Origin of the sequence: Pseudomonas sp. p50(2008), from assembly GCF_015351605.1 — a bacterium.
Lineage (GTDB): Bacteria > Pseudomonadota > Gammaproteobacteria > Pseudomonadales > Pseudomonadaceae > Aquipseudomonas.
Genome location: NZ_JACMYF010000003.1, coordinates 19,790 through 41,836 on the forward strand (window position 1 = coordinate 19,790; position 22,047 = coordinate 41,836).

The window sequence follows — 22,047 nt, forward strand, 5'->3', positions numbered from 1 at the left end:
CGCTGCGGTTTTCAGGCTTTTTTCAACCAGTAGCGGTATACACCTGCTTCATCTTCCTCGCGAAGCAGCGTATGACCGGCCAAACGAGCAAAGGTGCGGAAGTCGCGCTGTGAACCCGCGTCCGTGGCGATCACCTTGAGTACCGCGCCGCTGGCCATGCGATTGAGTTCCAGCTTGGCCTTGAGCAGTGGTAACGGGCAATTCAAGCCACTGGCGTCCAGTTCGGCATCATGGGCTACAGCGTCGGTCATTGCGTCACTCCGGGTCAGGCGATTGAGCGGGTTAGAATATCTGGTCCGAAGCGAAGTGTCCGGCTACAGTAAGGTCTTTGTCGACTAAGGCTTTGTGCATGACTTTTTTGCGCCCTACCCTGCTGACGCTCGCTTGCCTGCTCGCCTCCCCGGGCTTCGCCGACGACCTGCCGTCACTTGGCGACGCCAGTTCTGCCATCGTCTCGCCGCAACAGGAATACCAACTGGGCCGCGCCTGGCTTGCCCTGTTGCGCAGCCAGGTCTCGCAGCTCAACGATCCACAGCTCAAAGACTACGTCGAATCCAGCGTTTACCGGTTGGTCGAAACCAGTCAGGTCAATGACCGGCGCCTGGAGTTCATCCTGATCAACAGCCCGCAGCTCAACGCCTTTGCGGCGCCGGGCGGGATCGTTGGGGTCAACGGCGGTTTGTTCCTTAATGCCCAGACCGAAGGCGAATATGCCTCGGTACTCGCTCACGAATTGGCTCACTTGTCCCAACGCCACTTTGCTCGCGGTGTTGAAGCGCAACAACGCATGCAGGTGCCGATGATGGCCGCGTTGCTGGCCGGGATCGTGATTGCTGCGGCAGGCGCCGGCGATGCCGGTATCGCGGCGATTGCCGGCACGCAGGCAGCGGCGATCCAGGAGCAGCGGCGCTTCTCCCGCCAGAATGAACAGGAAGCCGACCGCATTGGCATCCTCAACCTAGAAAAAGCCGGTTATGACCCGCGCTCGATGCCGAGCATGTTCGAACGCCTGGGGCGCCAGTATCGTTTCGACGCCAAACCACCGGAATTCCTGCTGACTCACCCGGTCACCGAATCGCGTATTGCCGACACCCGAAACCGTGCGGAACAGGCCAAGCACGGCGGTATAGAAGACACCCTGCGTTATCAGTTGATTCGTGCACGGGTTCAACTGATCTACGAAGAAACACCGGGGCTTGGCGCGAAACGCTTCAGGGCCCAGCTTGATGAGAACCCGAAAAACGATGTCGCGCGCTATGGTTTGGCAATCGCCCAGATCAAGGGTGGCCAGCTGAATGAAGCGCGGGAGAGTCTCAAGCTGCTGCTGGATAAGGCGCCGAACGAGATCATCTACAACCTGGCGCAGGTGGACCTGGACATCACTAACAATCGCCTGGCGGACGCTCAGTCGCGCGTTGACCGCATGCTGACTCAGTACCCCGGCAACTATCCGCTGAACCAGGTGCGTGTCGACCTGTTGCTGAAACAGAATCGCGCCGCCGATGCTGAAAAAGCCCTTGAAGGCCTGCTTAAATCGCGCCCGGATGATCCGGACGTGTGGTATCAGGTAGCCGAGACGCGTGGCTTGTCTGGCAACATCATCGGTCTTCATCAGGCACGCGCTGAATATTTTGCCCTCGTGGGCGACTACCGTCAGGCCATCCAGCAGCTGGACTTTGCCAAACGCAAGGCCGGCAGCAACTTCCCGCTGTCGTCACGCATCGACGCTCGACAACGCGAGCTGATGGAGCAAGAGCGTATGGTCAAAGACATGATGGGCTGAGCAGATTCAGCAGCGGTTTCAGAGATTACCGGACACAAAAAAACCGCCTCTTTCGAGGCGGTTTTTTATTTAACCAACAACCGGTTTATTCAGCCAGTTTGAAGGTAATGAAGCTCGCGCGACCTTGACGCAAGACTCGCATCGACACCGAGCGATTCTTCGGCAATGCCTTGGCGATCTCAGTGAACTCCTTGGTGGAACCAATCGCCTGATTGTTCAGGTGAGTGATCACATCATTAGGCTGCAGGCCGATCAGGGAGGCAGGACCGTCCTGGACTTCCTTGATGACGACGCCGCCTTTGAGATCAAACGTCTTCTTCTGTTCATCGGTCAGCTCGGCCACCGAAACACCCAGGCGATTGCTGCTGCGTTCGACACCCGATTTCGGCAAGGCATCCAGCTCTTTGCCTTCTTCCGGAATGGCGCCAACGGTCAGCTCGACATTCTGACGCTTACCGTCACGAATCACTTCAAGCTTGGCCTTGGAGCCCGCTTTCAACGCGCCGACCAGGTGTGGCAAATCGGCAGACATGACGATCGGCTGACCGTTCATGCTGAGGATCACGTCACCGACTCGCAAGTCACCCTTGGCAGCCGGGCCATCGTCCTGAATCTGCGCGACCAGTGCACCGGCCGGCTTATCAAGACCGAACGACTCGGCCAGGTCCTTGTTGACTTCCTGAATCACTACACCCAACCAGCCGCGGCTGACTTTGCCACCGCTTTTCAACTGATTGGACACATCCATGGCCACGTCGATCGGGATTGCAAACGACACGCCCATGAAACCACCGGAGCGGGTGTAGATCTGCGAGTTGATACCCACGACTTCGCCATTCAGGTTGAAGAGCGGACCACCCGAGTTACCCGGGTTGATCGGCACGTCAGTCTGGATGAACGGCACGTAGTTTTCGTTCGGCAGGCTACGACCGATGGCGCTGACAATACCTTGCGTCACCGTGTGGTCAAAACCGAAAGGCGAGCCGATGGCCACCACCCATTGGCCAGCTTTCAGGTCCTGGGATTTGCCGAGCTTGAGTACTGGCAGATCCTTGCCTTCGATTTTCAGCAGCGCCACGTCAGAACGTGGATCGGTGCCGATCAGCTTGGCCTTCAATTCACTGCGGTCGGCGAGACGGACGAGAATTTCGTCGGCATCGGCAATTACGTGGTTGTTGGTGAGGATGTAGCCATCAGACGAGATGATGAAACCAGACCCCAGAGATTGGGCTTGCTGGCGATCACCCCGTGGTGAACGCGGCGTGCGGGGTTGAGGCATACCGCGCTCAAAGAACTCGCGCAACATCGGCGGCAAGCCTTCAAGGTCGGGCATATCCTCGCTGGACACTTTACGGTCCGGCAGTTTCTGCGTGGTACTGATGTTCACAACGGCGGGCGAGGCTTGCTCGACCAGTTGCGTGAAGTCAGGCAATTCGACCGCCTGGACAGCAACTGCCTGACCGAGCACCAGCACGGTAGCGAAGATGGAAAGGTAAGACTTCAAGCGTGGTATCGACATACGGCTCCCGTTACGACGAGCATGGTTAAGCGATATGGAGCAAGGAACACCGGGAACGATACGCCGGTATTTTTGTTCCGGGAACAACAAACAAGGCCAGAGCCGAGAGGCCCTGACCTATAAAAAACTTTGGGGGTATTTGCAAATTGAAATGCTCACCAAACATTTCGATATCGGCTCACTACTTGGTTGCAGTGGCGTCGGTGCGCATGGACAGCGCGATCCGTTCTGCGGTGCCGATTGGAATTTCACCGACTACGGTCACCATCATTTCGCCTTGAGGGGTGGTCAAGCGCCGAGAAACGGCAACGGTCGGCCCCAGCTGGGTGCGCGTATCGGTGACAGTTGCACCGTTCAACGGCTCGAGAAACACCGAGAAACGAGCAAGCCCATCGTCGTACAGCAAGCTGTTGACCTGGGTTTTGGTTTCAGGATCTTTGCGGGCACTACTGCTTGTCAATTCGAAGCCCGGAGGCAACCAGTCCGAATGCCAGGATTGGGTCACTTTGGCAGCCGAAGCCTTGTCACTGTCCAAGTTAACGGTCTTGCAATCAGCCCCTGCACGCAAGTCGCTGTCAGAGGGAACATCTGCAGTGTTCAGTTGGGTGAACTGGAAACGCTCCAGCAACTGGCCCTTGTCGTTCAATAACAACGATTTAAGCGGCAGGCCGGTTTCTTTATCCAGATGCAGTTCAAAACCATATCGATGCTGATCACGCGGCGTCAGTGAAACGATCACTGCCGGACGCCCAGCCACACGCGATTTGCCGATGACGGCAAGGTCATACCAATTCTTGAGCTTTTGAGGATCGAGTGCACGCGCGGTGGAATTGGGAGAATCTCCAAGCCCCGCAATCAGGGTGCCGCTGACGCATTGAGTATGTCCATCAACGCGCACGACTTCCTGAGCCGAACCGTCGAGCTGCAGTAAACGCTCGCGGACCTTGCCATCCTGGACGCGGTGCCAGATGTTGTGGGTAGAAAAACTACCGTTACGCTCGTAAACGAAAGTACCGTAAAAGCTTTGCTGTTGCTCAGCTTGGCCCAGGCGGGTCAACCAGTCCTGGGCTTCATCGGCATGGGCTGGAACAACGAACCAGCCACTGAGCAGAAGCGTAAGTAGAGGTATGGCGCGCATGATCCTCCTTAACGGTTTTCCAGGCTTGCTGCACGAGCATACGGCAGTGCACTTTCAGTGCCTTTCAATGCAGCCTGTTGAGCGTGTTGGCGCAGATAGCTTGGCAGACGCTGATCGTGCCAGCCTGGCTGACCTTGCAGAACGCCATTGGCCATTGGGCCAGTTGCTTCCGAACTCTCACTATAGCCTGCCAAGACAGCTGGACCCTTGACCTGAGGAACGGCCAACGTCGGCTGGTTGGATTGCTGAGCCAGTTCAACACCAGCAATTTCGTCCTGGTTATACAGGCGAACACCGGCCAATACGGCAACAGTCACGGATGCAGCAACTGCCAGGCGACCCAGGCTACGCCAAGGACCGCGGGTTGCTTTTACCGGTACGTTTTCGTCAGCCAGAGCTGCCGAGACGGCCGCCGCGATATCCAGGCGTGGAAGCAGCAGGTCCTTGTGCATGACTGCCCGAGCGATTTGATAACGAGCCCAGGTTTCACGGGTCTCAACATCGTCGAAGGCATTTAATACCCGACGCAATTCCAGTTCGTCCGCTTCGTTATCCATCACTGCGGACAGCGATTCCTGCAGGGCTTCACGACTCATGGCGTTCCTCTCTTGGCTATCGCCGCTGTCTTTAGTTTTCCTGCAACAACGGCTGCAGGGCTTTATCGATGGCTTCCCGAGCGCGGAAAATCCGGGAGCGCACGGTACCCACCGGACATTGCATGACTGCCGCAATGTCCTCGTAACTCAGACCATCGAATTCACGTAAAGTTAAGGCCGTACGCAAATCTTCTGGAAGTTGCTGAATGGTTCGATGGACGGTGCCTTCGATCTCATCCCGCAGCAACGCACGTTCTGGTGACTCGAGATCCTTGAGGCCATGATCGCCATCGTAGAACTCTGCATCCTCGGAACTTACATCGCTATCCGGCGGCCGGCGGCCGCGTGAAACCAGATAGTTCTTCGCCGTGTTGATGGCGATGCGGTAAAGCCACGTGTAAAACGCGCTGTCTCCGCGAAAATTTCCAAGTGCGCGGTAAGCCTTGATAAAGGCTTCCTGTGCCACATCCTGGGCTTCATGGGTGTCGTGCACGAAACGCACGATCAACCCGAGAATTTTGTGCTGGTACTTCAGCACTAACAGATCGAAAGCGCGCTTGTCGCCGCGTTGAACGCGCTCGACCAGCTGCTGATCCTCTTCCTGGGTTAGCATGAACACTCCTCGATAAGCTCGGAGGAGGCTTGCATAACTAAACGACCAGACTTGCAAACATAGACTCGGGCTTTTCGCAAAAGTTCTCCCCTCCAGGCAAGTTTCCTGCGGGCTCTGATTTGGCACGCACGAAAAGCGCAGCGCGGGCTAGCCCGGCTGCGCGAATAGTCTTTTCATCGGATTCGTCGGCAAGGATCCAGCCACAGATCCCGCGTTGAAGCCGACACTGTCCCTTGATTCGGGCAACGGTCTATTGATCTTGGCCCTTTGGCAAAAGTTCCAAATATTTATAGCCGTGCGAACCGACATTGTGCGGATATGAACAGAAAAAGACTGTTAAATCCACGATACAGTCCTGTTGTCGCCGAACCGGCCAAAAAAACATCCGACGAAGCGTCCGATAAATTCCGTCACAGTAGTTTCACAATGCCATATAGGCTCGGCTATTGTGCCGCTCCCCCTCTCTATATACTAGTGGGCTGTGTGGCTGCCTTGACTCGCCGTTGCGGGAGTTTTGCGCCAACCCCGACCCGGGTCGCATTGAGCGGAATCCTGAAATGAGCCAACAGTTTCAACACGATGTTCTGGTAATTGGCAGCGGCGCTGCCGGTTTGAGCCTTGCGCTGACCTTGCCCGGTCATCTGCGCATCGCCGTTCTGAGCAAAGGCGACCTCGCCAATGGCTCGACGTTCTGGGCCCAGGGAGGTGTTGCTGCCGTCCTGGATGACACCGACACCGTTGAGTCTCACGTCGACGACACGCTCAATGCCGGTGGTGGCCTGTGCCACGAAGACGCCGTACGCTTTACCGTCGAGCACAGTAAAGAAGCCATTCAGTGGCTGATCGACCAGGGCGTACCCTTTACCCGTGACGAACAATCCGGTACCGAAGACGGTGGATTCGAATTCCACCTGACTCGCGAAGGCGGGCACAGTCATCGACGCATCATCCATGCAGCCGATGCCACCGGCGCCGCAATTTTCAGAACCTTGCTCGATAAAGCCAGGCAACGACCCAACATCGAACTGCTGGAGCAGCGGGTTGCAGTCGACCTGATCACCGAGAAACGTCTGGGCCTGGAAGGCGATCGCTGCCTCGGCGCCTATGTCCTCAATCGCAGCACTGGCGAAGTCGATACCTACGGCGCCCGCTTTGTGATTCTCGCGTCGGGCGGCGCTGCCAAGGTCTACCTCTATACCAGCAACCCCGACGGCGCCTGCGGCGACGGTATTGCCATGGCCTGGCGTTCCGGCTGCCGGGTGGCGAACCTGGAATTCAACCAGTTCCACCCCACCTGCCTGTATCACCCTCAAGCCAAGAGTTTCCTGATCACCGAAGCCCTTCGCGGTGAAGGTGCGCACCTGAAACTCCCTAATGGCGAACGCTTCATGCACCGCTTCGACCCCCGAGGCGAGCTGGCACCGCGGGACATCGTCGCCCGGGCCATCGACCATGAAATGAAGCGTTTGGGTGTTGACTGCGTCTACCTGGACATCAGTCACAAGCCCGAGTCGTTCATCAAGACGCACTTCCCGACGGTCTATGAACGCTGCCTCGAATTTTCCATCGACATTACCAAACAGCCGATTCCAGTGGTGCCGGCCGCGCACTACACCTGCGGCGGCGTGATGGTCGATCAAAACGGCCGCACCGACGTGCCCGGCCTGTACGCCATCGGCGAAACCAGCTTTACCGGCCTGCACGGCGCCAATCGCATGGCCAGCAATTCGTTGCTGGAGTGTTTTGTGTACGCGCGGTCGGCTGCGGCAGACATTCTTGAACAGCTGCCCGCCGTATCGATCCCGATCGCCCTGCCCGTCTGGGATGCGAGCCAGGTCACCGACTCCGATGAAGACGTGATCATTGCGCACAACTGGGATGAATTACGGCGGTTCATGTGGGACTACGTCGGCATCGTGCGCACGAATAAACGCTTGCAGCGAGCGCAACACCGCGTGCGCCTGCTGCTCGATGAAATCGACGAGTTCTACAGCAACTACAAGGTCAGCCGGGATTTGATCGAACTGCGCAACCTGGCCCAAGTGGCCGAGCTGATGATCTGCTCGGCGATGGAACGCAAGGAAAGCCGCGGCCTGCATTACACGCTCGACTACCCGAACATGCTGCCGGTCGCCCTGGACACTATTCTGGTGCCGCCCACCTACGCCGACTGAACCTGAGCCGAACCCGCAGGCGTCGGTGCACATCCGCCGCCTGCGAATCCCGGGGCACACAGACCGACCGCACGCGCCGCTCCCCCCTCAGGCGAAAACGCAGCACCACTATCAATGGCAATGCCAGGCTGTCCGGCCGTAGCTGTACCGACTGCCAACCCGCCGCTTGATTCCATAACTGCCAGCCGTCGGCGTCACGCCGCAAACCGCGAAAAGCCTGGGGATGACCGAGCAGAATTTGCCGAGGCAGCACCCATGCGCCATGTATCAGACAGGCAAAAGCGCCGAGCAGACTTGCCCAGAGGGGAATTAAAAGCAGGAATAGCGAAACCAGCGCGAGCAGCTGGGCGATCAGATAAGCCGCCAGCAACTGCCGTGAGGCATGCCAGCGGCATTCAAACGAATTACTTGGGCTGGACACGATCCAGAATCATGCGAACCATGCGCTGAAGCTCCGGATCTTCCGATTCGGCCCGCTCCATGAACCAGCCGAACATGTCCTGATCTTCACACTCCAGCAGCCTGACGTAGCAGTCGCGATCAACCTGGTTCAAGTGCGGATAAACTTCCTTTACGAAAGGCACCAGCAACACGTCAAGTTCAAGCATGCCGCGGCGGCTGTGCCAGTAGAGGCGATTCAGTTCAACATTTTCGACCATGGAGCGCTCCTCAAATAGGCCGCAAGTATACAGCCCCCTGTCCAGGCGAACAGTCGGCTTTGGTCGGTCAATACGCTGCTTTTGTGAACTACCCATTTCAAGAGCGCGCCCTTATGATGTCCCCCAGACTCTTTACCCTGCGATGACCCATGGCCGATTCCGCTTTTTTCTGCACCCTGTCCCACGAAGGCGTTCTCGCGGTTCGAGGCGCGGACGCCAGCAAATTCCTGCAAGGCCAATTGACCTGCAACCTCAATTACCTGAGTGACACCCAAGCCAGCCTTGGCGCCCGTTGTACCCAGAAAGGCCGCATGCAGTCGAGCTTCCGCATCCTGCTCGAAGGTGACGGCGTTCTACTGGCGATGGCGACAGAGCTGTTGGAGCCGCAACTGGCGGATCTGAAAAAATATGCGGTGTTTTCCAAATCAAAGCTGACCGATGAAAGCCACGCCTGGGTTCGTTTCGGTGTTGATCATGGCGATGACGCACTGACCGGTCTGGGCCTCGCCTTGCCGGCGGAAACCGACAGCGTCGTCCGTAACGACGGCCTGATCGCCATCCGTGTTTCGCCAAACCGCGCCGAGCTCTGGGTCGCCGTCGATAAAGCTGATGACATCAAAGGCAAGCTGCCCGCCGTTTTGCCCGAACGCGATCTCAATCAATGGCTGCTCGGACAGATCCGCGCCGGGATCGGCCAGGTCATGCCTGCTACCCGCGAGCTGTTCATCCCGCAGATGCTCAACCTGCAAGCCGTCGGTGCCGTCAGCTTCAAGAAAGGCTGCTACACCGGCCAGGAAATCGTTGCGCGCATGCAATACCTCGGCAAACTCAAGCGCCGTCTGTACCGCTTGCAGCTGGATGCCAGTGAACTACCCGAACCCGGCGCACAACTTTTCTCGCCGACCCACGCCAGCTCCATCGGCGAAGTGGTCATTGCTGCGCGCACCGAGCAAAACATTGAACTCCTGGCGGTGTTGCAAGCCGAAGCAGCAGAAGGTGGCGATATCCACCTGGGCGCGCTCGAAGGGCCTGCCTTGCAACTGCTCGACCTGCCTTATGAACTGGATCGCGACCGCGAAATCCAGCGTTGAAGGCAGCACCTGTCGCAATCCCCCTGGAAAGACGAAATGAGCGAGCTGGCGGATAAGGTCCAACAGGATTTGGTTGCGGCCATCAACAACGATGATCTGGTTCTGCCAACATTACCGGAAGTGGCCCTGCAGATTCGCAAGGCCGCTGAAGACCCGGAAATCAGCGTCAGCGCCCTGAGCAAAGTGATCGGCCGCGATACCGCGTTGTCGGCGCGACTGATCAAGGTCGTCAATAGCCCCCTGCTGCGCGCGACTCAGGAAGTGACTGACCTGCACACGGCCATCACTCGCCTGGGCGTCAATTACAGCAGCAACCTGGCCATCGGCCTGGTCATGGAACAGATTTTCAATGCCCGCTCTGAAGTGGTTGAGCAGAAAATGCGCGAAGTCTGGCGCAAGAGTCTGGAAATTGCCGGCATCAGCTATGCACTGTGTCGCCGCTACACCCAGCTCAAACCGGATCAGGCAGCACTTGGCGGGTTGGTGCACCAGATCGGCGTACTACCGATTCTCACGTACGCTGAAGATCACAACGAATTGCTGGCCGACTCCATCAGCCTCAACCACGTGATCGACCAGATACATCCGTTGATCGGCGACAAACTGCTCAGGGTCTGGGACTTCCCGGAAAAGCTGGTGAAGTTGCCAGGACAGTACCTGGACTTCCAGCGCGATTCCGAGCGAGTGGATTATGTGGATGTAGTGCAAGTTGCAAGTTTGTACTGCCACAAGGGCACCGACCATCCGATTGCGCGAGTGAATGCGTTCGACGTACCGGCGTTCAAGAAACTGGGAATTGACCCTGACAATCTGGCTGTCTGCCAGGATCTGGAAGCATCGCGCTCGATGTTTTACTGATCACTGTGGCGAGGGCCAGCGCCCTTGCCACAAAAGCCTCACCCCGCAATAAAACTCACCCGCACCTTCAACCCGGCCTGCTCGCCATCGTGCAGGCTGATCTGCGCCAGGTGCGCACGACAGATCTCCCCAACAATCGCCAACCCCAATCCCGAGCCGGCCACTTGCTGATTGCGCCGATAAAAGCGCTCGAACACGCGCTCGCGCTCTTCGAGTGGAATGCCAGGGCCATCGTCCTCAACCTCCAGCACCGCAGGCGGCGTCACCCGCAAAATCACGTTGCCGCCCGGTGGCGTGTGGGCCAGCGCGTTGTCCACCAGGTTGCTCAACAACTCATTCAACAGCGTCGGCTCACCGCGCAGCCACACCGGCTCGTCCGCTTCCAACGCCAACGCCACCCCGCGCGCATGAGCCAGTGGCGCCATGGCCATGCCCAACTCGCGAGCCAACTGACTGAGGTCGAGTAATTGCGCGCCACCTTCGGCAATCGCACGCGCCCCGTTTTCAACCCGCGCCAGCGACAGCAGCTGATTGGCCAGGTGCGTCAGGCGATCTGTGCCTTGGGCCGCCGTTTCCAGGGTGCTGCGCCACGTCTGCGGTTCGGTTGAACGCAGGCCCAATTCAAGTCGCGCCTTGAGCGCTGCCAAGGGTGTACGCAACTCATGGGCGGCATCGGCAATGAACTGCGCCTGACGCTCGAACTGTCCGCGCAGCCGTTCGGTAAAGTGATTGAGCGCGCGCACCAATGGCCCCAGCTCATGCTGCACTTCCACCAACGGCAACGGCCGCAAATCGTCCGGCTGACGCTCTTCCACTGCGGTGCGCAAACGTTCCAGCGGACGCAATGCCGCACTGACCGCAAACCACACCATCAGCAGCGCACCGATCGCCAGCATCCCTAACCGCAGCAACGTATCCGCCGCCAGGCTGCGCGCCATGCTGACCCGTGCCTCATCGGTTTCTGCGACACGAATCTCCGCCATGCCGTTCATGTTCGGCTCGCTCACCGGTTTGAGCAGGCTGACCACTCGGACGTTCTGGCCCTGATACTTGGCGTTGTAGAAGCGCGCCAGTGCGGGATAGTCATCCGTGCGAGGTGTTCCCGGCGGCGGCGGTGGAAGGTTTTCGTACCCGGAAATCAAATTCTGGTGGATGTCGTTGACCAGGTAAAAAATGCGCCCCGCACTGTCGTAAGCGAAGGTGTCGAGGGCCACATAAGGCACATCGGCGCTGAGCGTACCGTCACGCTGCGAAACACCAGCGGCGATGGTTCGCGCGGAGGCCAGCAACGTGCGGTCATAAGCGGTGTCGGCGGCTTCGCGCCCGTTCCAGTAAGCACTCAATCCACTGGCCAGCATCAACACCACCAGCAACAGCGCGAGGTTCCACAGCAACCGCCAACGCAGGCTGCTGGGCTTATGCATCACGACTTTCCAGCAAATAGCCGAGACCGCGGAAGGTCACGATGGCGACCGGGTGGCCGTCGAGTTTTTTGCGCAAACGGTGGACGTAGATCTCTATGGCATCCGGGCTGGCTTCTTCATCCAGCCCGAACACCTGGGAGGCCAGTTGCTCTTTGCTCATCACCCGACCGGGACGCGCGATCAACGCCTCAAGTACGGCTTGCTCGCGAGAAGTCAGCGTCAGCAATTCTTCGCCGAGGGTGAAGCGCCGGGTGTCCAGATCATAGGCCAGCACCCCGCAGGTCTGCTGCCGTTCACCGCCCAGCACACTGCGCCGCAACAAGGCTTTGACTCGCGCTTCGAGCTCCGTCAGTTCGAAAGGTTTGGCCAGGTAGTCATCGGCGCCCAGGTTCAAGCCATGCACCCGATCCTTCACGTCGCTGCGCGCGGTCAGCATCAACACCGGCAAGTTTTTACCCCGAGAACGCAGGCGCGCGAGCACTTCGAATCCGTCCATGCGCGGCAGCCCGACGTCGAGAATTGCCATGGCGTATTCCTCGCTGCTCAAGGCCAGGTCAGCGGCCACGCCATCGTGCAAAACGTCCACGGTCAGCCCTGTGCCCTTGAGCGCCTGAGCGACACTTTCAGCGAGCTGCAGATGGTCTTCGACGAGCAGGACACGCATGGATCATTACCTCATTCAGGGATGGTCGACGCCATTCTTTGGCGCGAAGTTTACAGCCGCATCCGTCGCTGTGAAGCCCGAAAACCGTGAAAGGCTGCTGAAAGGTTAGCGAAAGGTTGAGCCGTTAGAGTCGGCCCACGGATGGTTTCGACTGCAAGCCATCAACTCGTGCTTTGAAATGTAGCTCCCGAAAAACGCCTTGATGCGTTTTCGCCAATAAGAACAATAACCGAGGTACTGCACCATGCCGTTATTACAGCGCCAGGCTGTCCCGCCCTACCCTTTCCCTGAATCTCCACCGCTTGCCAGCGCCGCTACCGGTTGCACGGTGCGAACCCGCCTCGCCTGACTCATCTCGAAAAACAATAACTCCTGTGGAGACATCATGAATCGATCACTGCGCCGTTTCGCCCTCGCCGCCAGCTGCATGCTGTTTGCCGGCCAACTGATGGCCGAACCAAAACGCCCGGAATGCATTGCCCCAGCCTCGCCAGGTGGTGGTTTCGACCTCACCTGCAAACTGGTGCAGAGCGCGCTGGTCAACGAAAAGCTGCTGAGCAAACCAATGCGTGTGACCTACATGCCCGGCGGTGTAGGCGCCGTGGCCTACAACGCAGTGGTCGCTCAACGTCCGGCCGACGCCGGCACTCTGGTGGCGTGGTCCAGCGGTTCATTGTTGAACCTGGCGCAAGGCAAATTCGGTCGTTTCGATGAGAACGCCGTGCGCTGGCTGGCCGCCGTCGGCACCAGCTACGGCGCTATCGCGGTGAAAAGCGATTCGCCCTACAAGACCCTGGACGACCTGGTCCAGGCGCTGAAAAAAGACCCGAGCAAAGTCGTCATCGGTTCCGGCGGCACCGTCGGCAGTCAGGACTGGATGCAAACCGCGCTGATCGCCAAAGCAGCCGGCATCAATCCCCGCGACCTGCGTTACGTTGCCCTCGAAGGCGGCGGTGAAATCGCCACGGCACTGCTTGGCGGCCATATCCAGGTCGGCAGCACGGACATCTCCGACTCCATGCCGCACATCCAGAGTGGCGACATGCGCTTGTTGGCCGTGTTCTCCGAAAAACGCCTGGACGAGCCGGAAATGAAAGACATTCCGACGGCTAAGGAGCAGGGCTACGACATCGTCTGGCCAGTGGTTCGCGGCTTCTACCTCGGGCCAAAAGTCAGCGATGAAGACTACGCCTGGTGGAAAGACGCCTTCGACAAACTCCTCGCTTCCGAAGAGTTCGCCAAGCTGCGCGATCAGCGCGAACTGTTCCCGTTCGCCATGACCGGTCCGGAGCTGGACACGTACGTGAAGAAGCAAGTGTCGGATTACAAAGTGTTGGCCAAAGAATTCGGCCTGATTCAGTAATCGCCTCTGTCCAGCGGCTGCGTCCCCGATGATCGAGGGGACGCGGCACAGGAGTTCCCCATGCTCTTACAACGCATTTTTGCTTCGGTGCTGTTGCTGGCCTGCGTCGGCCTGGCACTGATGGCATGGCCGTATCAGGCCGCTTTTTCCTACGAACCGGTGGGGCCTCGGGCCTTTCCACTGCTGATGCTCGGCCTGATGGGCCTGGCGCTGCTGTACATGGTATTTCGCCCGGCGCCGATCAAGCACGACGCTGATGAACCCCCGATGGACCGTGAAACCCTGACCAAAATCGCGATTTGCGTCGTGCTGCTGCTGGTATTCGCCGGCACCTTCGAACCCCTTGGGTTCATTGTGGCCAGCATCCTGGTCGGCATTCCGATGGCACGCCTGTATGGCGGTCGCTGGGTGCCCAGCACAGTGATCATCAGCCTGATGGCGATCGGTCTCTACCTGCTGTTCGACAAGTTGATGGACGTGCCGCTGCCTCTGGGCCTGCTCGACGTTCTGGAGAACTGATATGGATACTCTTGGTTATTTGGGTCAGGGTTTCGGCGTTGCGCTGAGCCCGTACAACCTGGTGACAGCGCTCTGCGGCACCCTGATCGGTACGGTCGTCGGCCTGTTGCCGGGCCTGGGACCGATCAACGGCGTAGCGTTGTTGATCCCGATCGCATTCGCCCTTGGCTTGCCGCCAGAGTCAGCGCTGATTCTGTTGGCAGCGGTGTACCTGGGCTGCGAATACGGCGGCCGGATCAGCTCGATCCTCCTGAACATCCCGGGCGAAGCCTCCACCGTGATGACCACCCTCGACGGTTACCCGATGGCCCGTAAAGGCCTGGCCGGCGTGGCACTGTCGCTGTCGGCGTGGAGCTCGTTCATCGGTGCGTTCATTGCCACCTGCGGCATGGTGCTGTTCGCGCCGCTGCTGGCGAAATGGGCGATTGCCTTTGGGCCGGCGGAATACTTCGTGCTGATGGTCTTCGCGATTGTCTGCCTGGGCGGCATGGCCGGCGATCGTCCGTTGAAGACGTTTATTGCCGCCTTGATCGGCCTGTTCCTGTCCACGGTCGGGATCGATGCCAACAGCGGCGTGTATCGATTCACCGGGGACAACATCCACCTCACCGACGGCATTCAATTCGTCGTACTGGTGCTGGGCCTGTTCTCTATCAGTGAAATTCTCCTGCTGCTGGAAAAAACCCATCACGGCCAGGAAGCGGTGAAAGCCACCGGACGGATGATGTTCAACTTCAAGGAAGCCTCGGCGGTGTTCGTGGTGAACCTGCGTTGTGGCGTGCTCGGCTTCATCATGGGCGTACTGCCAGGCGCCGGTGCAACACTGGCCAGCGCTGTGGCCTACATGACCGAGAAACGCATCGCCGGTGCCAAAGGCACGTTCGGCCAGGGCGACATGCGCGGACTCGCGGCACCTGAAACCGCCATCGGCGGCGCAGCGTGTGGCGCACTGGTGCCAATGCTGACCCTCGGCGTTCCGGGTTCGGGTACCACCGCGGTGATGATCGGCGCGCTGTCGCTGTACAACATCACCCCGGGTCCCCTGCTGTTCCAGCAACAGCCGGACATCGTCTGGGGCCTGATCGCGTCGTTGTTCGTCGCCAACATCATGCTGGTGATCCTCAACATCCCGATGATCCGCATCTTCACCCGCATCCTCGCTGTGCCGAACTGGGCACTGGTGCCCGTTATCGCGATCATCACCGGCATCGGCGTCTACGCGGTGCATGCGACCACGTTCGACTTGTTCCTGATGATCGGGATCGGCATCTTCGGTTACATCCTGCGCAAGCTGGACTTCCCGCTGTCCCCGGTGCTGCTGGGCTTCATCCTCGGCGGCCTGATGGAACAGAACCTGCGTCGCGCCTTGTCGATTTCCAACGGTGCACTGGAAATCCTCTGGTCGAGCCCGATCACGTTCGGTGTCTGGGTACTGACCGCAGTGATGTTGCTGATGCCGCTTCTGCGGATCTGGCGCAAACGTTCTGTCGCCCGGCGCGTTGTGGCCGATGTCTGATCGCACACCGTTCAACGCCTGGTGGGGTACGCCGCTGGTCGGCGCGCTGGGCGGTTACCTGGCCAGTCTGATCGGCTGGCCATTGCCGTGGATGGTCGGGTCGTTGCTGGCGATCATCCTGGTGCGCTGCCTGACACCCTGGCAGCTGGCGGAAATCCCTGGTGGCCGCAAATGCGGCCAGTGGGTGGTCGGTATCGGTATCGGCCTGCACTTCACCCCGGTGGTGATGGAGCAGGTGCTGAGCCACTTCGGTTTGATCTTCTTCGGTGCGTTGGTCACCAGCCTGTCCGCCGTGGTCGGGGTCTGGTTGATGCGCCGTACCGGTGAAGATCGCGCCACCGCGTTCTTTTCCAGCATGCCTGGCGGTTCAGGCGAGATGGTCAACCTCGGCGCCCGCAACGGTGCAGTACTCAGTCGCGTCGCGGCCGGGCAAAGTTTGCGGGTGTTGGTGGTGGTTCTGTGTGTACCGGCAGCGTTCAAGTATTTGCTAGGCGACGGAGCACCGGTGTTTCACCCTTCCGCCGTCAACTGGTGGTGGCTGGCGGTTCTTTTCCCGGCAGGTGCCTTGGCTGCCTGGCTGTGGGAACGTCTGCGTCAACCCAACCCGTGGCTGTTCGGCCCTTTGCTGGTGAGTGCGGCGGTGAGCATTGGTTGGGATCTGCACATCGGATTGCCCGACGGCGGCAGCCAGATCGGCCAATGGCTCATCGGCAGTGGCCTGGGTTGCCACTTCAATCGACAGTTTTTCCGTCGCGCACCATCGTTCATGGGGCGCACCTTGATCGGCACGGTGCTGACCATGTTGATCGCAACCGTAGCGGCGCTGGGGTTGAGTGCGCTGACCCACCTGGATTTGCGTTCGCTGACACTGGGCATGATGCCCGGCGGCATTGCCGAGATGAGCCTCACGGCGGAGACCCTGCAACTGTCGGTGCCGTTGGTGACGGCGATGCAGGTGATGCGGCTGTTGTTTGTGTTGTTTCTGGCGGAGCCGTTGTTCAAGTACTGGAACCGTAGTCCAGAGTAAAGAACGAGTTGAAATCATCGCCGGCAGGCTGGCTTCCACAGGTTTTGTGAAAACCATAGACCAATGTGGGAGCCGGCCTGCTGGCGATGCTTTTCAAACCGGCGGCAACCGCCACTCAATCGGCGTCTCGCCATTCTGCTCAAGAAATTTATTGGTCCGGCTGAAATGCCCGCAACCCAAAAACCCACGATAAGCGGACAGCGGCGACGGATGCACCGACGTCAGCACCAGGTGCTTGGTCGCATCGATCAGTTTCTGTTTACTCTGGGCATGCGCACCCCACAGCATGAACACCAGATGCGGCTGATGCTGGCTGACCACCTCAATGATCCGGTCCGTAAAAAACTGCCAGCCCTTGTCCTTGTGCGCATTGGCACTTGCCCGCTCCACCGTCATGGTGGTGTTGATCATCAGCACGCCTTGATCGGCCCAGCTTTGCAGGTAGCCATGGCTCGGGATGTCGATGTTCAAGTCGCGCTTCAACTCTTTATAGATGTTCACCAGCGAAGGCGGCGCCGGCACGCCCGGCTGCACCGAGAAACACAAGCCATGGGCCTGGCCCGGGCCGTGATAGGGATCCTGCCCCAGGATGACGACTTTCACCTTGTCCAGCGGTGTCGAGTTGAGCGCATTGAAAATCATCGGTCCCGGCGGATAGATCTCCTTGCCCGCCGCACGTTCCTGTTGCAGGAAGTTGCGCAACTCTGTCATGTAGGGCTGGTCGAACTCAGCACGCAGTGCCTCCTTCCAGCTCGGTTCGAGTTTGATACGGTCGTCAGCAGTCATGGTTACATCCGGCAAAAACAATGGGGCGAACCCTAAGAAGGCCCATCACGCTTGTCAATTGATCTGACGCAGAACCGGCACTTTCTTGCACAGCGATCATACTGAACGCTCAAATTCCCGATCGAGGTCACGATGAATCTGCACTTCGAAGAACTCACCGGCACCGACGGCGCACGCATTGGCGTAGCAAGCCTGGATGCCGAAAAGTCCCTGAACGCCCTGTCGTTGCCGATGATCAACGCCCTGAGCGATCAACTGGACGCCTGGGCCAAGGAACCGCAAATCGTCTGCGTCCTCCTGCGCGGCAACGGGGCCAAGGCATTCTGCGCCGGCGGCGAAGTCCGTAGCCTGGTAGAAGCCTGCCGCGCACATCCGGGTGAAGTACCGCCCCTGGCTGCGCAGTTTTTTGCGGCGGAGTACCGATTGGACTTCAACCTGCACACCTATCCCAAACCGCTGATCTGCTGGGGCCATGGCTACGTGCTCGGCGGCGGCATGGGTCTGCTGCAAGGCGCGAGCATCCGGATTGTCACGCCCAGCAGTCGCTTGGCGATGCCGGAAATCAGTATTGGCCTCTACCCCGATGTTGGCGCCAGCTGGTTCCTGTCCCGCCTGCCCGGCAAGCTCGGCTTGTTTCTCGGTTTGACCGGTGCACACATGAATGGTCGCGATGCCATTGATCTGGACCTGGCCGACCGCTTCCTGCTCGATGAACAACAGGAACAGCTGCTTGAAGGCCTGTTGCAGTTGAATTGGCAGGAGCAGACATCGATGCAGCTCAACAGCCTGCTCAAGGCCCTGCAACAGGAAGCCCTTGGGCAAATGCCCGAGGCTCAATGGCTGCCCAGACGCCAGCAAATCGACGAGCTTCTGGATGTCAGCGACGTACGTTGCGCCTGGAAGGCCATCAGCCAACAGCGCGATCACACGGACCTGTTGCTCAGTCGCGCCGCCCGAACCATGAGCGAAGGTTCACCGCTGACCGCGCACCTGGTGTGGGAGCAGATCATCCGCGCCCGACACCTGTCGCTCGCGCAGGTTTTCCAGATGGAATACACCCTGAGCCTCAACTGCTGCCGTCACCCCGAGTTCAGCGAAGGCGTGCGGGCGCGATTGATCGACAAGGATCAGAAGCCGCACTGGCATTGGCCAGACATCAACACTGTGCCGGATGCTGTGGTCGAAGCGCACTTCCATAAGGCATGGGAAGGCCGGCATCCATTGGCGGATCTGGGGGAATACTGAACGAAATGTGGGAGCGAACCTGCTCGCGATGACGGCGTATCAGCCAACTTTAACGTCGACTGATACATCGCAATCGCGAGCAGGCTCGCTCCCACATGGATTTTTCTACAACCTAGCGATGACCACCCCGTCCACCATTGTCACCACGGCCGTTGTGATCGCCTCGTCCACCGTGATTATTGTTACGCCCGCCCCCTCGATAGTCATTGTTCCCACCGCGATTGCGGCCGTCCCACCCATGATTCTGATGAGCCCGATAATGCGCCCGTGGCGCCGACTGGTAATAGCGCGGTGCCGGTTGATAAACCCGCGGCTGGTGGTAATACCGGGGGGTTGGCTGGTAGTACCGCGCCGGAGGGGCGTAGTACCGGCGAGGCTGGGTGTAATAACCTCCACCACCCGAATAGTAGGTGGCGCCACTTGAGTAATAGGCAGGTGCTGGCGAGGTGTAGACCTCGGAACTGTAGTAGCTGGATCCTCCATCGGAATAAGGCACGCACGCCCCTAAGGACAATCCCACTACTGCAATAAGAAGAATTCGGCGGAGCTGTTTTCGACAGAGCATGGCGGCCTCCTGGACCGCGAGTGAGCCATACCAGCGACGCTGGCAGGCGACAGTCAATTATTCGGTGACTGTCGAAAGATAAGACATCGATTTCAGAATCTGGTGCGCCCCAGCAACAAGTTGAAACATCTAGCCGATGAAAGGTTTTTCATCCATTCACTCGCTGATTGATGGTGCAGGCGGCTGTATCCACCGCTGAAATGATGCGGGCCCGTGTTCGGCGTGTATTGGCTACACGCCACCGTCCTGACATCAGCAGTGTGGACGTTCCATTGCAGTGCACCTCTGCACCATCCCAAGGCAATCAACCCTGCACCCCTTATCGACTATGCAGTTGAACGCCCACGCTAGAGCCTTCAGACGGACTTGGCACGCCTCTCGCTTTAACAATCCCGTGCAGGAGTCACTACAGGTTCGCGGCACCACAATTTGCAATGGCTGACTAGGGTTCCGGCTCGCTAAGGCGAGTGACTGGTCCGAGAGTTGGCGACCTCCAGTTGAGGTTACACGGCGGGACAAAAGCCCGGGAGACAAGCCACCGCTAGCGGTGCCGCGTTGCCTCCTGTCCGCCCTTGATCAACTGGAGAACCACCATGTCCCAGCTTCGTTTACCCACCCTGCTCGCCGCTGCATTCGCAGCCGTTGTGAGCTTCTCATCCCAAGCCGCACAAAAAGACCACTTCAGCGTCTGCTGGACGATCTATGCCGGCTGGATGCCCTGGGAGTACGCGGGCAGCCAAGGCATCGTCGACAAATGGGCGAAGAAATACGGCATCAAGATCGATGTGGTACAGCTCAATGACTATGTCGAATCCATCAATCAATACACTGCCGGCCAGTTCGACGGTTGCACCATGACCAACATGGACGCGCTGACCATCCCGGCGGCCGGCGGCGTCGACAGCACCGCGCTGATCGTCAGCGACTTCTCCAATGGCAATGACGGCATCGTACTTAAAGGCGAGGGCAAAAAAGTCACCGACCTAAAAGGCATGGACGTCAATCTGGTCGAACTGTCGGTGTCCCACTACCTGCTCGCTCGGGCGCTGGATTCAGTCGATCTCGCCGAGAAAGATCTGAAAGTGGTGAACACCTCCGACGCCGACATCTCGGCAGCTTTCAACACGGATCAAGTCAACGCCGTCACCACCTGGAACCCGATGCTCTCGGACATCAAGGCCAAGCCCGGTGTGACCGAAGTCTTCAACTCCAGCCAGATCCCCGGCGAAATCATGGACATGATGGTGGTCAACAGCGCCACGCTCAAAGACAACCCGGCCCTGGGCAAAGCATTGACCGGTGCGTGGTTCGAAGTGGTCGAGTTGATGAACGCGAAAAATGCCGCCAGCAAAGCTGCGCTCGAACACATGGCCAAAGCCTCAGGCACCGATTTGGCCGGCTTCCAGTCCCAACTCGACACCACCAAATTGTTCGCTACACCGCAGGAAGCCCTCGCCTTCACCACCAGCAAACAGTTGCCGGACACCATGCGCAAGGTCGCCGAATTCTCGTTCCAGCACGGCTTGCTGGGTGAAGGCGCGAAAGACACCAGCGCCGTCGGCATGACCTTCGCCAACGGTGTGACCAGCGGCGACAAAGCCAACCTCAAGCTGCGCTTCGACCCGAGCTACGTGCAAATGGCGGCCGACGCCAAGCTGTAATCAGGAGGACATGGCCATGCGCCTGATCAATCGCCACCCGGATCGCCCGAGTCGCCTGTTACTGGTGATCCTGCCCTTCGCCCTGGTGCTGTTCGCCTACTTCATGGGCTCGGCAGAGCGGCTGATGGACAACCCCAACGACAAGCTGCTGCCCAGCGCCGTGCAAATGACCGACGCGGTCAAACGCCTGGCGTTCACTGCGGATACCCGCACCGGGGACTACCTGTTGTGGCAGGACACCGCGTCCAGCCTGCGACGCTTGGCTATTGGCCTGGGCATCAGCGCGATTGCCGGGCTTTGCCTGGGCATCGCCGCCGGCACGTTACCGCTGTTTGGGGCGCCGCTGTCCCCCTTGCTGACGGTGCTGTCGATGGTGCCACCGCTGGCGATCCTGCCGATTCTGTTCATCGTGTTCGGGCTGGGCGAGTTGTCGAAAGTGATGCTGATCGTGATTGGTATCACGCCCTGCCTGGCCCGTGACCTGGAACAGCGCGCCCGGGAAATTCCGGTCGAACTGCTGATCAAGGCCCAGACCCTCGGCGCATCCACCTGGACCTTGATGTTGCGCGTGGTGCTGCCTCAACTATTGCCGCGCCTGTTGATCTCGTTGCGCCTGATGCTGGGCTCGGCGTGGTTGTTCCTCATCGCCGCCGAAGCCATTGCCTCCACCGACGGTCTCGGTTACCGGATTTTCCTAGTGCGCCGTTACCTGGCAATGGACGTGATCCTGCCGTACGTGGTGTGGATCACCCTGCTCGCCTGGCTGATGGATTGGGGCCTCAAGCGCCTGACCCGGCGTGCGTTCCCCTGGCACGAAGGTGCCTCCAAATGAGTTCCGAAGGAGCC

General features: G+C 59.1%; 22 protein-coding genes and 1 riboswitch. Of the genes, 11 read left to right on the top strand and 11 right to left on the bottom strand.

The features are described 5' to 3' along the window. Positions 1–11: 11 nt before the first annotated feature. The gene (locus tag H7698_RS08525; RefSeq protein ID WP_028621876.1) at positions 12–251 is read right to left on the bottom strand and encodes a sulfurtransferase TusA family protein; all 240 of its coding nucleotides are present in this window, start codon (positions 249–251) and stop codon (positions 12–14) included. Positions 252–349: 98 nt separating this feature from the next. Between H7698_RS08525 and H7698_RS08530 the strand changes: the two genes are divergently transcribed. After that, positions 350–1,783: a M48 family metalloprotease gene (locus H7698_RS08530; protein ID WP_194691125.1), complete on the top strand. Its 1,434-nt coding sequence runs from the start codon at positions 350–352 to the stop codon at positions 1,781–1,783. An 85-nt stretch (positions 1,784–1,868) separates the two neighbouring features. Here H7698_RS08530 and H7698_RS08535 read toward each other — a convergent pair whose 3' ends face one another. The 4 genes from H7698_RS08535 to rpoE form a co-directional block, all read right to left on the bottom strand. Continuing rightward, positions 1,869–3,302, bottom strand: a complete 1,434-nt coding sequence (locus H7698_RS08535) for a DegQ family serine endoprotease (RefSeq protein ID WP_194691126.1) — start codon at positions 3,300–3,302, stop codon at positions 1,869–1,871. A 181-nt stretch (positions 3,303–3,483) separates the two neighbouring features. After that, a complete protein-coding gene (locus H7698_RS08540; RefSeq protein ID WP_194691127.1) occupies positions 3,484–4,440 on the bottom strand; it encodes a MucB/RseB C-terminal domain-containing protein in 957 nt (318 codons plus the stop codon). Positions 4,441–4,448: 8 nt separating this feature from the next. After that, positions 4,449–5,036 (bottom strand): sigma-E factor negative regulatory protein, encoded by a 588-nt coding sequence (locus H7698_RS08545; RefSeq protein WP_194691128.1) that lies wholly within the window; start codon positions 5,034–5,036, stop codon positions 4,449–4,451. Between the two features lie 31 nt (positions 5,037–5,067). Beyond that, complete coding sequence (gene rpoE, locus H7698_RS08550) at positions 5,068–5,649, bottom strand: RNA polymerase sigma factor RpoE (protein WP_007944079.1); 582 nt, start codon at positions 5,647–5,649, stop codon at positions 5,068–5,070. A 557-nt stretch (positions 5,650–6,206) separates the two neighbouring features. Between rpoE and nadB the strand changes: the two genes are divergently transcribed. Further along, entirely contained in the window at positions 6,207–7,823 is a 1,617-nt protein-coding gene (nadB, locus tag H7698_RS08555) for an L-aspartate oxidase (RefSeq protein WP_162439461.1), read from the top strand. Here the strand turns inward: nadB and H7698_RS08560 are convergent. After that, on the bottom strand, positions 7,792–8,244 hold the full coding sequence (locus H7698_RS08560; RefSeq protein ID WP_194691129.1) for a protein YgfX: 453 nt from the start codon (positions 8,242–8,244) through the stop codon (positions 7,792–7,794). The two genes, nadB and H7698_RS08560, sit on opposite strands and share 32 nt — an antisense overlap. After that, positions 8,228–8,482, bottom strand: coding sequence for an FAD assembly factor SdhE (locus H7698_RS08565; protein ID WP_045058777.1), 255 nt, complete (start codon positions 8,480–8,482; stop codon positions 8,228–8,230). Before H7698_RS08565 ends, H7698_RS08560 begins: the two co-directional genes overlap by 17 nt. Positions 8,483–8,631: 149 nt before the next feature. Here H7698_RS08565 and ygfZ point away from each other — a divergent pair, with 149 nt between their 5' ends. Continuing rightward, positions 8,632–9,573: a CAF17-like 4Fe-4S cluster assembly/insertion protein YgfZ gene (gene ygfZ / locus H7698_RS08570; RefSeq protein ID WP_194691130.1), complete on the top strand. Its 942-nt coding sequence runs from the start codon at positions 8,632–8,634 to the stop codon at positions 9,571–9,573. Between the two features lie 36 nt (positions 9,574–9,609). Beyond that, on the top strand, positions 9,610–10,431 hold the full coding sequence (locus H7698_RS08575; protein ID WP_162439458.1) for an HDOD domain-containing protein: 822 nt from the start codon (positions 9,610–9,612) through the stop codon (positions 10,429–10,431). 38 nt (positions 10,432–10,469) lie between these two features. On the opposite strand, the gene H7698_RS08580 is transcribed toward H7698_RS08575, so the two are convergent. Together H7698_RS08580 and H7698_RS08585 are read right to left on the bottom strand one after the other, a co-directional pair. Further along, positions 10,470–11,855 (bottom strand): sensor histidine kinase, encoded by a 1,386-nt coding sequence (locus H7698_RS08580; protein WP_162439457.1) that lies wholly within the window; start codon positions 11,853–11,855, stop codon positions 10,470–10,472. After that, positions 11,848–12,519 (bottom strand): response regulator, encoded by a 672-nt coding sequence (locus tag H7698_RS08585; RefSeq protein ID WP_162439456.1) that lies wholly within the window; start codon positions 12,517–12,519, stop codon positions 11,848–11,850. The genes H7698_RS08580 and H7698_RS08585 overlap by 8 nt, the downstream gene beginning before the upstream one ends. A 385-nt stretch (positions 12,520–12,904) precedes the next feature. Between H7698_RS08585 and H7698_RS08590 the strand changes: the two genes are divergently transcribed. Genes H7698_RS08590 through H7698_RS08605 form a run of 4 tightly spaced genes read left to right on the top strand, consistent with a single transcriptional unit; the run spans position 12,905 to position 16,944 of the window. After that, a complete protein-coding gene (locus H7698_RS08590) occupies positions 12,905–13,882 on the top strand; it encodes a Bug family tripartite tricarboxylate transporter substrate binding protein (RefSeq protein WP_162439455.1) in 978 nt (325 codons plus the stop codon). Positions 13,883–13,942: 60 nt separating this feature from the next. Next, a complete protein-coding gene (locus H7698_RS08595) occupies positions 13,943–14,401 on the top strand; it encodes a tripartite tricarboxylate transporter TctB family protein (RefSeq protein WP_162439454.1) in 459 nt (152 codons plus the stop codon). A gap of 1 nt (position 14,402) precedes the next feature. Beyond that, a complete protein-coding gene (locus H7698_RS08600) occupies positions 14,403–15,917 on the top strand; it encodes a tripartite tricarboxylate transporter permease (RefSeq protein WP_162439453.1) in 1,515 nt (504 codons plus the stop codon). Continuing rightward, positions 15,910–16,944 (top strand): AbrB family transcriptional regulator, encoded by a 1,035-nt coding sequence (locus H7698_RS08605; protein WP_162439452.1) that lies wholly within the window; start codon positions 15,910–15,912, stop codon positions 16,942–16,944. Before H7698_RS08600 ends, H7698_RS08605 begins: the two co-directional genes overlap by 8 nt. A gap of 93 nt (positions 16,945–17,037) precedes the next feature. Here H7698_RS08605 and ung read toward each other — a convergent pair whose 3' ends face one another. Further along, the gene (ung, locus tag H7698_RS08610) at positions 17,038–17,730 is read right to left on the bottom strand and encodes a uracil-DNA glycosylase (RefSeq protein WP_162439451.1); all 693 of its coding nucleotides are present in this window, start codon (positions 17,728–17,730) and stop codon (positions 17,038–17,040) included. A 132-nt stretch (positions 17,731–17,862) separates the two neighbouring features. Between ung and H7698_RS08615 the strand changes: the two genes are divergently transcribed. Then, the gene (locus tag H7698_RS08615; RefSeq protein ID WP_194691131.1) at positions 17,863–18,975 is read left to right on the top strand and encodes an enoyl-CoA hydratase/isomerase family protein; all 1,113 of its coding nucleotides are present in this window, start codon (positions 17,863–17,865) and stop codon (positions 18,973–18,975) included. Between the two features lie 112 nt (positions 18,976–19,087). On the opposite strand, the gene H7698_RS08620 is transcribed toward H7698_RS08615, so the two are convergent. Next, the gene (locus tag H7698_RS08620; protein WP_194691132.1) at positions 19,088–19,540 is read right to left on the bottom strand and encodes a hypothetical protein; all 453 of its coding nucleotides are present in this window, start codon (positions 19,538–19,540) and stop codon (positions 19,088–19,090) included. Between the two features lie 431 nt (positions 19,541–19,971). Continuing rightward, positions 19,972–20,072, top strand: a riboswitch (guanidine-I (ykkC/yxkD leader). A 61-nt stretch (positions 20,073–20,133) separates the two neighbouring features. Between H7698_RS08620 and H7698_RS08625 the strand changes: the two genes are divergently transcribed. Next, positions 20,134–21,201 carry a putative urea ABC transporter substrate-binding protein gene (locus H7698_RS08625; protein ID WP_194691133.1) on the top strand — a complete coding sequence of 356 codons (1,068 nt, stop codon included), beginning with the start codon at positions 20,134–20,136 and terminating at the stop codon, positions 21,199–21,201. A 16-nt stretch (positions 21,202–21,217) separates the two neighbouring features. Further along, complete coding sequence (locus H7698_RS08630) at positions 21,218–22,033, top strand: ABC transporter permease (protein ID WP_162439448.1); 816 nt, start codon at positions 21,218–21,220, stop codon at positions 22,031–22,033. Positions 22,034–22,047: the final 14 nt, after the last annotated feature.

Coding starts and splice junctions, on each gene's coding strand:
- H7698_RS08535 (WP_194691126.1), bottom strand. CDS start 3,302: ATGTCGATACCACGCTTGAAGTCTTACCTTTCCATCTTCGCTACCGTG.
- H7698_RS08620 (WP_194691132.1), bottom strand. CDS start 19,540: ATGCTCTGTCGAAAACAGCTCCGCCGAATTCTTCTTATTGCAGTAGTG.
- H7698_RS08545 (WP_194691128.1), bottom strand. CDS start 5,036: ATGAGTCGTGAAGCCCTGCAGGAATCGCTGTCCGCAGTGATGGATAAC.
- H7698_RS08580 (WP_162439457.1), bottom strand. CDS start 11,855: ATGCATAAGCCCAGCAGCCTGCGTTGGCGGTTGCTGTGGAACCTCGCG.
- ung (WP_162439451.1), bottom strand. CDS start 17,730: ATGACTGCTGACGACCGTATCAAACTCGAACCGAGCTGGAAGGAGGCA.
- H7698_RS08585 (WP_162439456.1), bottom strand. CDS start 12,519: ATGCGTGTCCTGCTCGTCGAAGACCATCTGCAGCTCGCTGAAAGTGTC.
- H7698_RS08590 (WP_162439455.1), top strand. CDS start 12,905: ATGAATCGATCACTGCGCCGTTTCGCCCTCGCCGCCAGCTGCATGCTG.
- H7698_RS08595 (WP_162439454.1), top strand. CDS start 13,943: ATGCTCTTACAACGCATTTTTGCTTCGGTGCTGTTGCTGGCCTGCGTC.
- H7698_RS08575 (WP_162439458.1), top strand. CDS start 9,610: ATGAGCGAGCTGGCGGATAAGGTCCAACAGGATTTGGTTGCGGCCATC.
- H7698_RS08540 (WP_194691127.1), bottom strand. CDS start 4,440: ATGCGCGCCATACCTCTACTTACGCTTCTGCTCAGTGGCTGGTTCGTT.
- H7698_RS08525 (WP_028621876.1), bottom strand. CDS start 251: ATGACCGACGCTGTAGCCCATGATGCCGAACTGGACGCCAGTGGCTTG.
- H7698_RS08615 (WP_194691131.1), top strand. CDS start 17,863: ATGAATCTGCACTTCGAAGAACTCACCGGCACCGACGGCGCACGCATT.
- H7698_RS08530 (WP_194691125.1), top strand. CDS start 350: ATGACTTTTTTGCGCCCTACCCTGCTGACGCTCGCTTGCCTGCTCGCC.
- nadB (WP_162439461.1), top strand. CDS start 6,207: ATGAGCCAACAGTTTCAACACGATGTTCTGGTAATTGGCAGCGGCGCT.
- H7698_RS08605 (WP_162439452.1), top strand. CDS start 15,910: ATGTCTGATCGCACACCGTTCAACGCCTGGTGGGGTACGCCGCTGGTC.
- H7698_RS08565 (WP_045058777.1), bottom strand. CDS start 8,482: ATGGTCGAAAATGTTGAACTGAATCGCCTCTACTGGCACAGCCGCCGC.
- H7698_RS08630 (WP_162439448.1), top strand. CDS start 21,218: ATGCGCCTGATCAATCGCCACCCGGATCGCCCGAGTCGCCTGTTACTG.
- ygfZ (WP_194691130.1), top strand. CDS start 8,632: ATGGCCGATTCCGCTTTTTTCTGCACCCTGTCCCACGAAGGCGTTCTC.
- H7698_RS08625 (WP_194691133.1), top strand. CDS start 20,134: ATGTCCCAGCTTCGTTTACCCACCCTGCTCGCCGCTGCATTCGCAGCC.
- rpoE (WP_007944079.1), bottom strand. CDS start 5,649: ATGCTAACCCAGGAAGAGGATCAGCAGCTGGTCGAGCGCGTTCAACGC.
- H7698_RS08600 (WP_162439453.1), top strand. CDS start 14,403: ATGGATACTCTTGGTTATTTGGGTCAGGGTTTCGGCGTTGCGCTGAGC.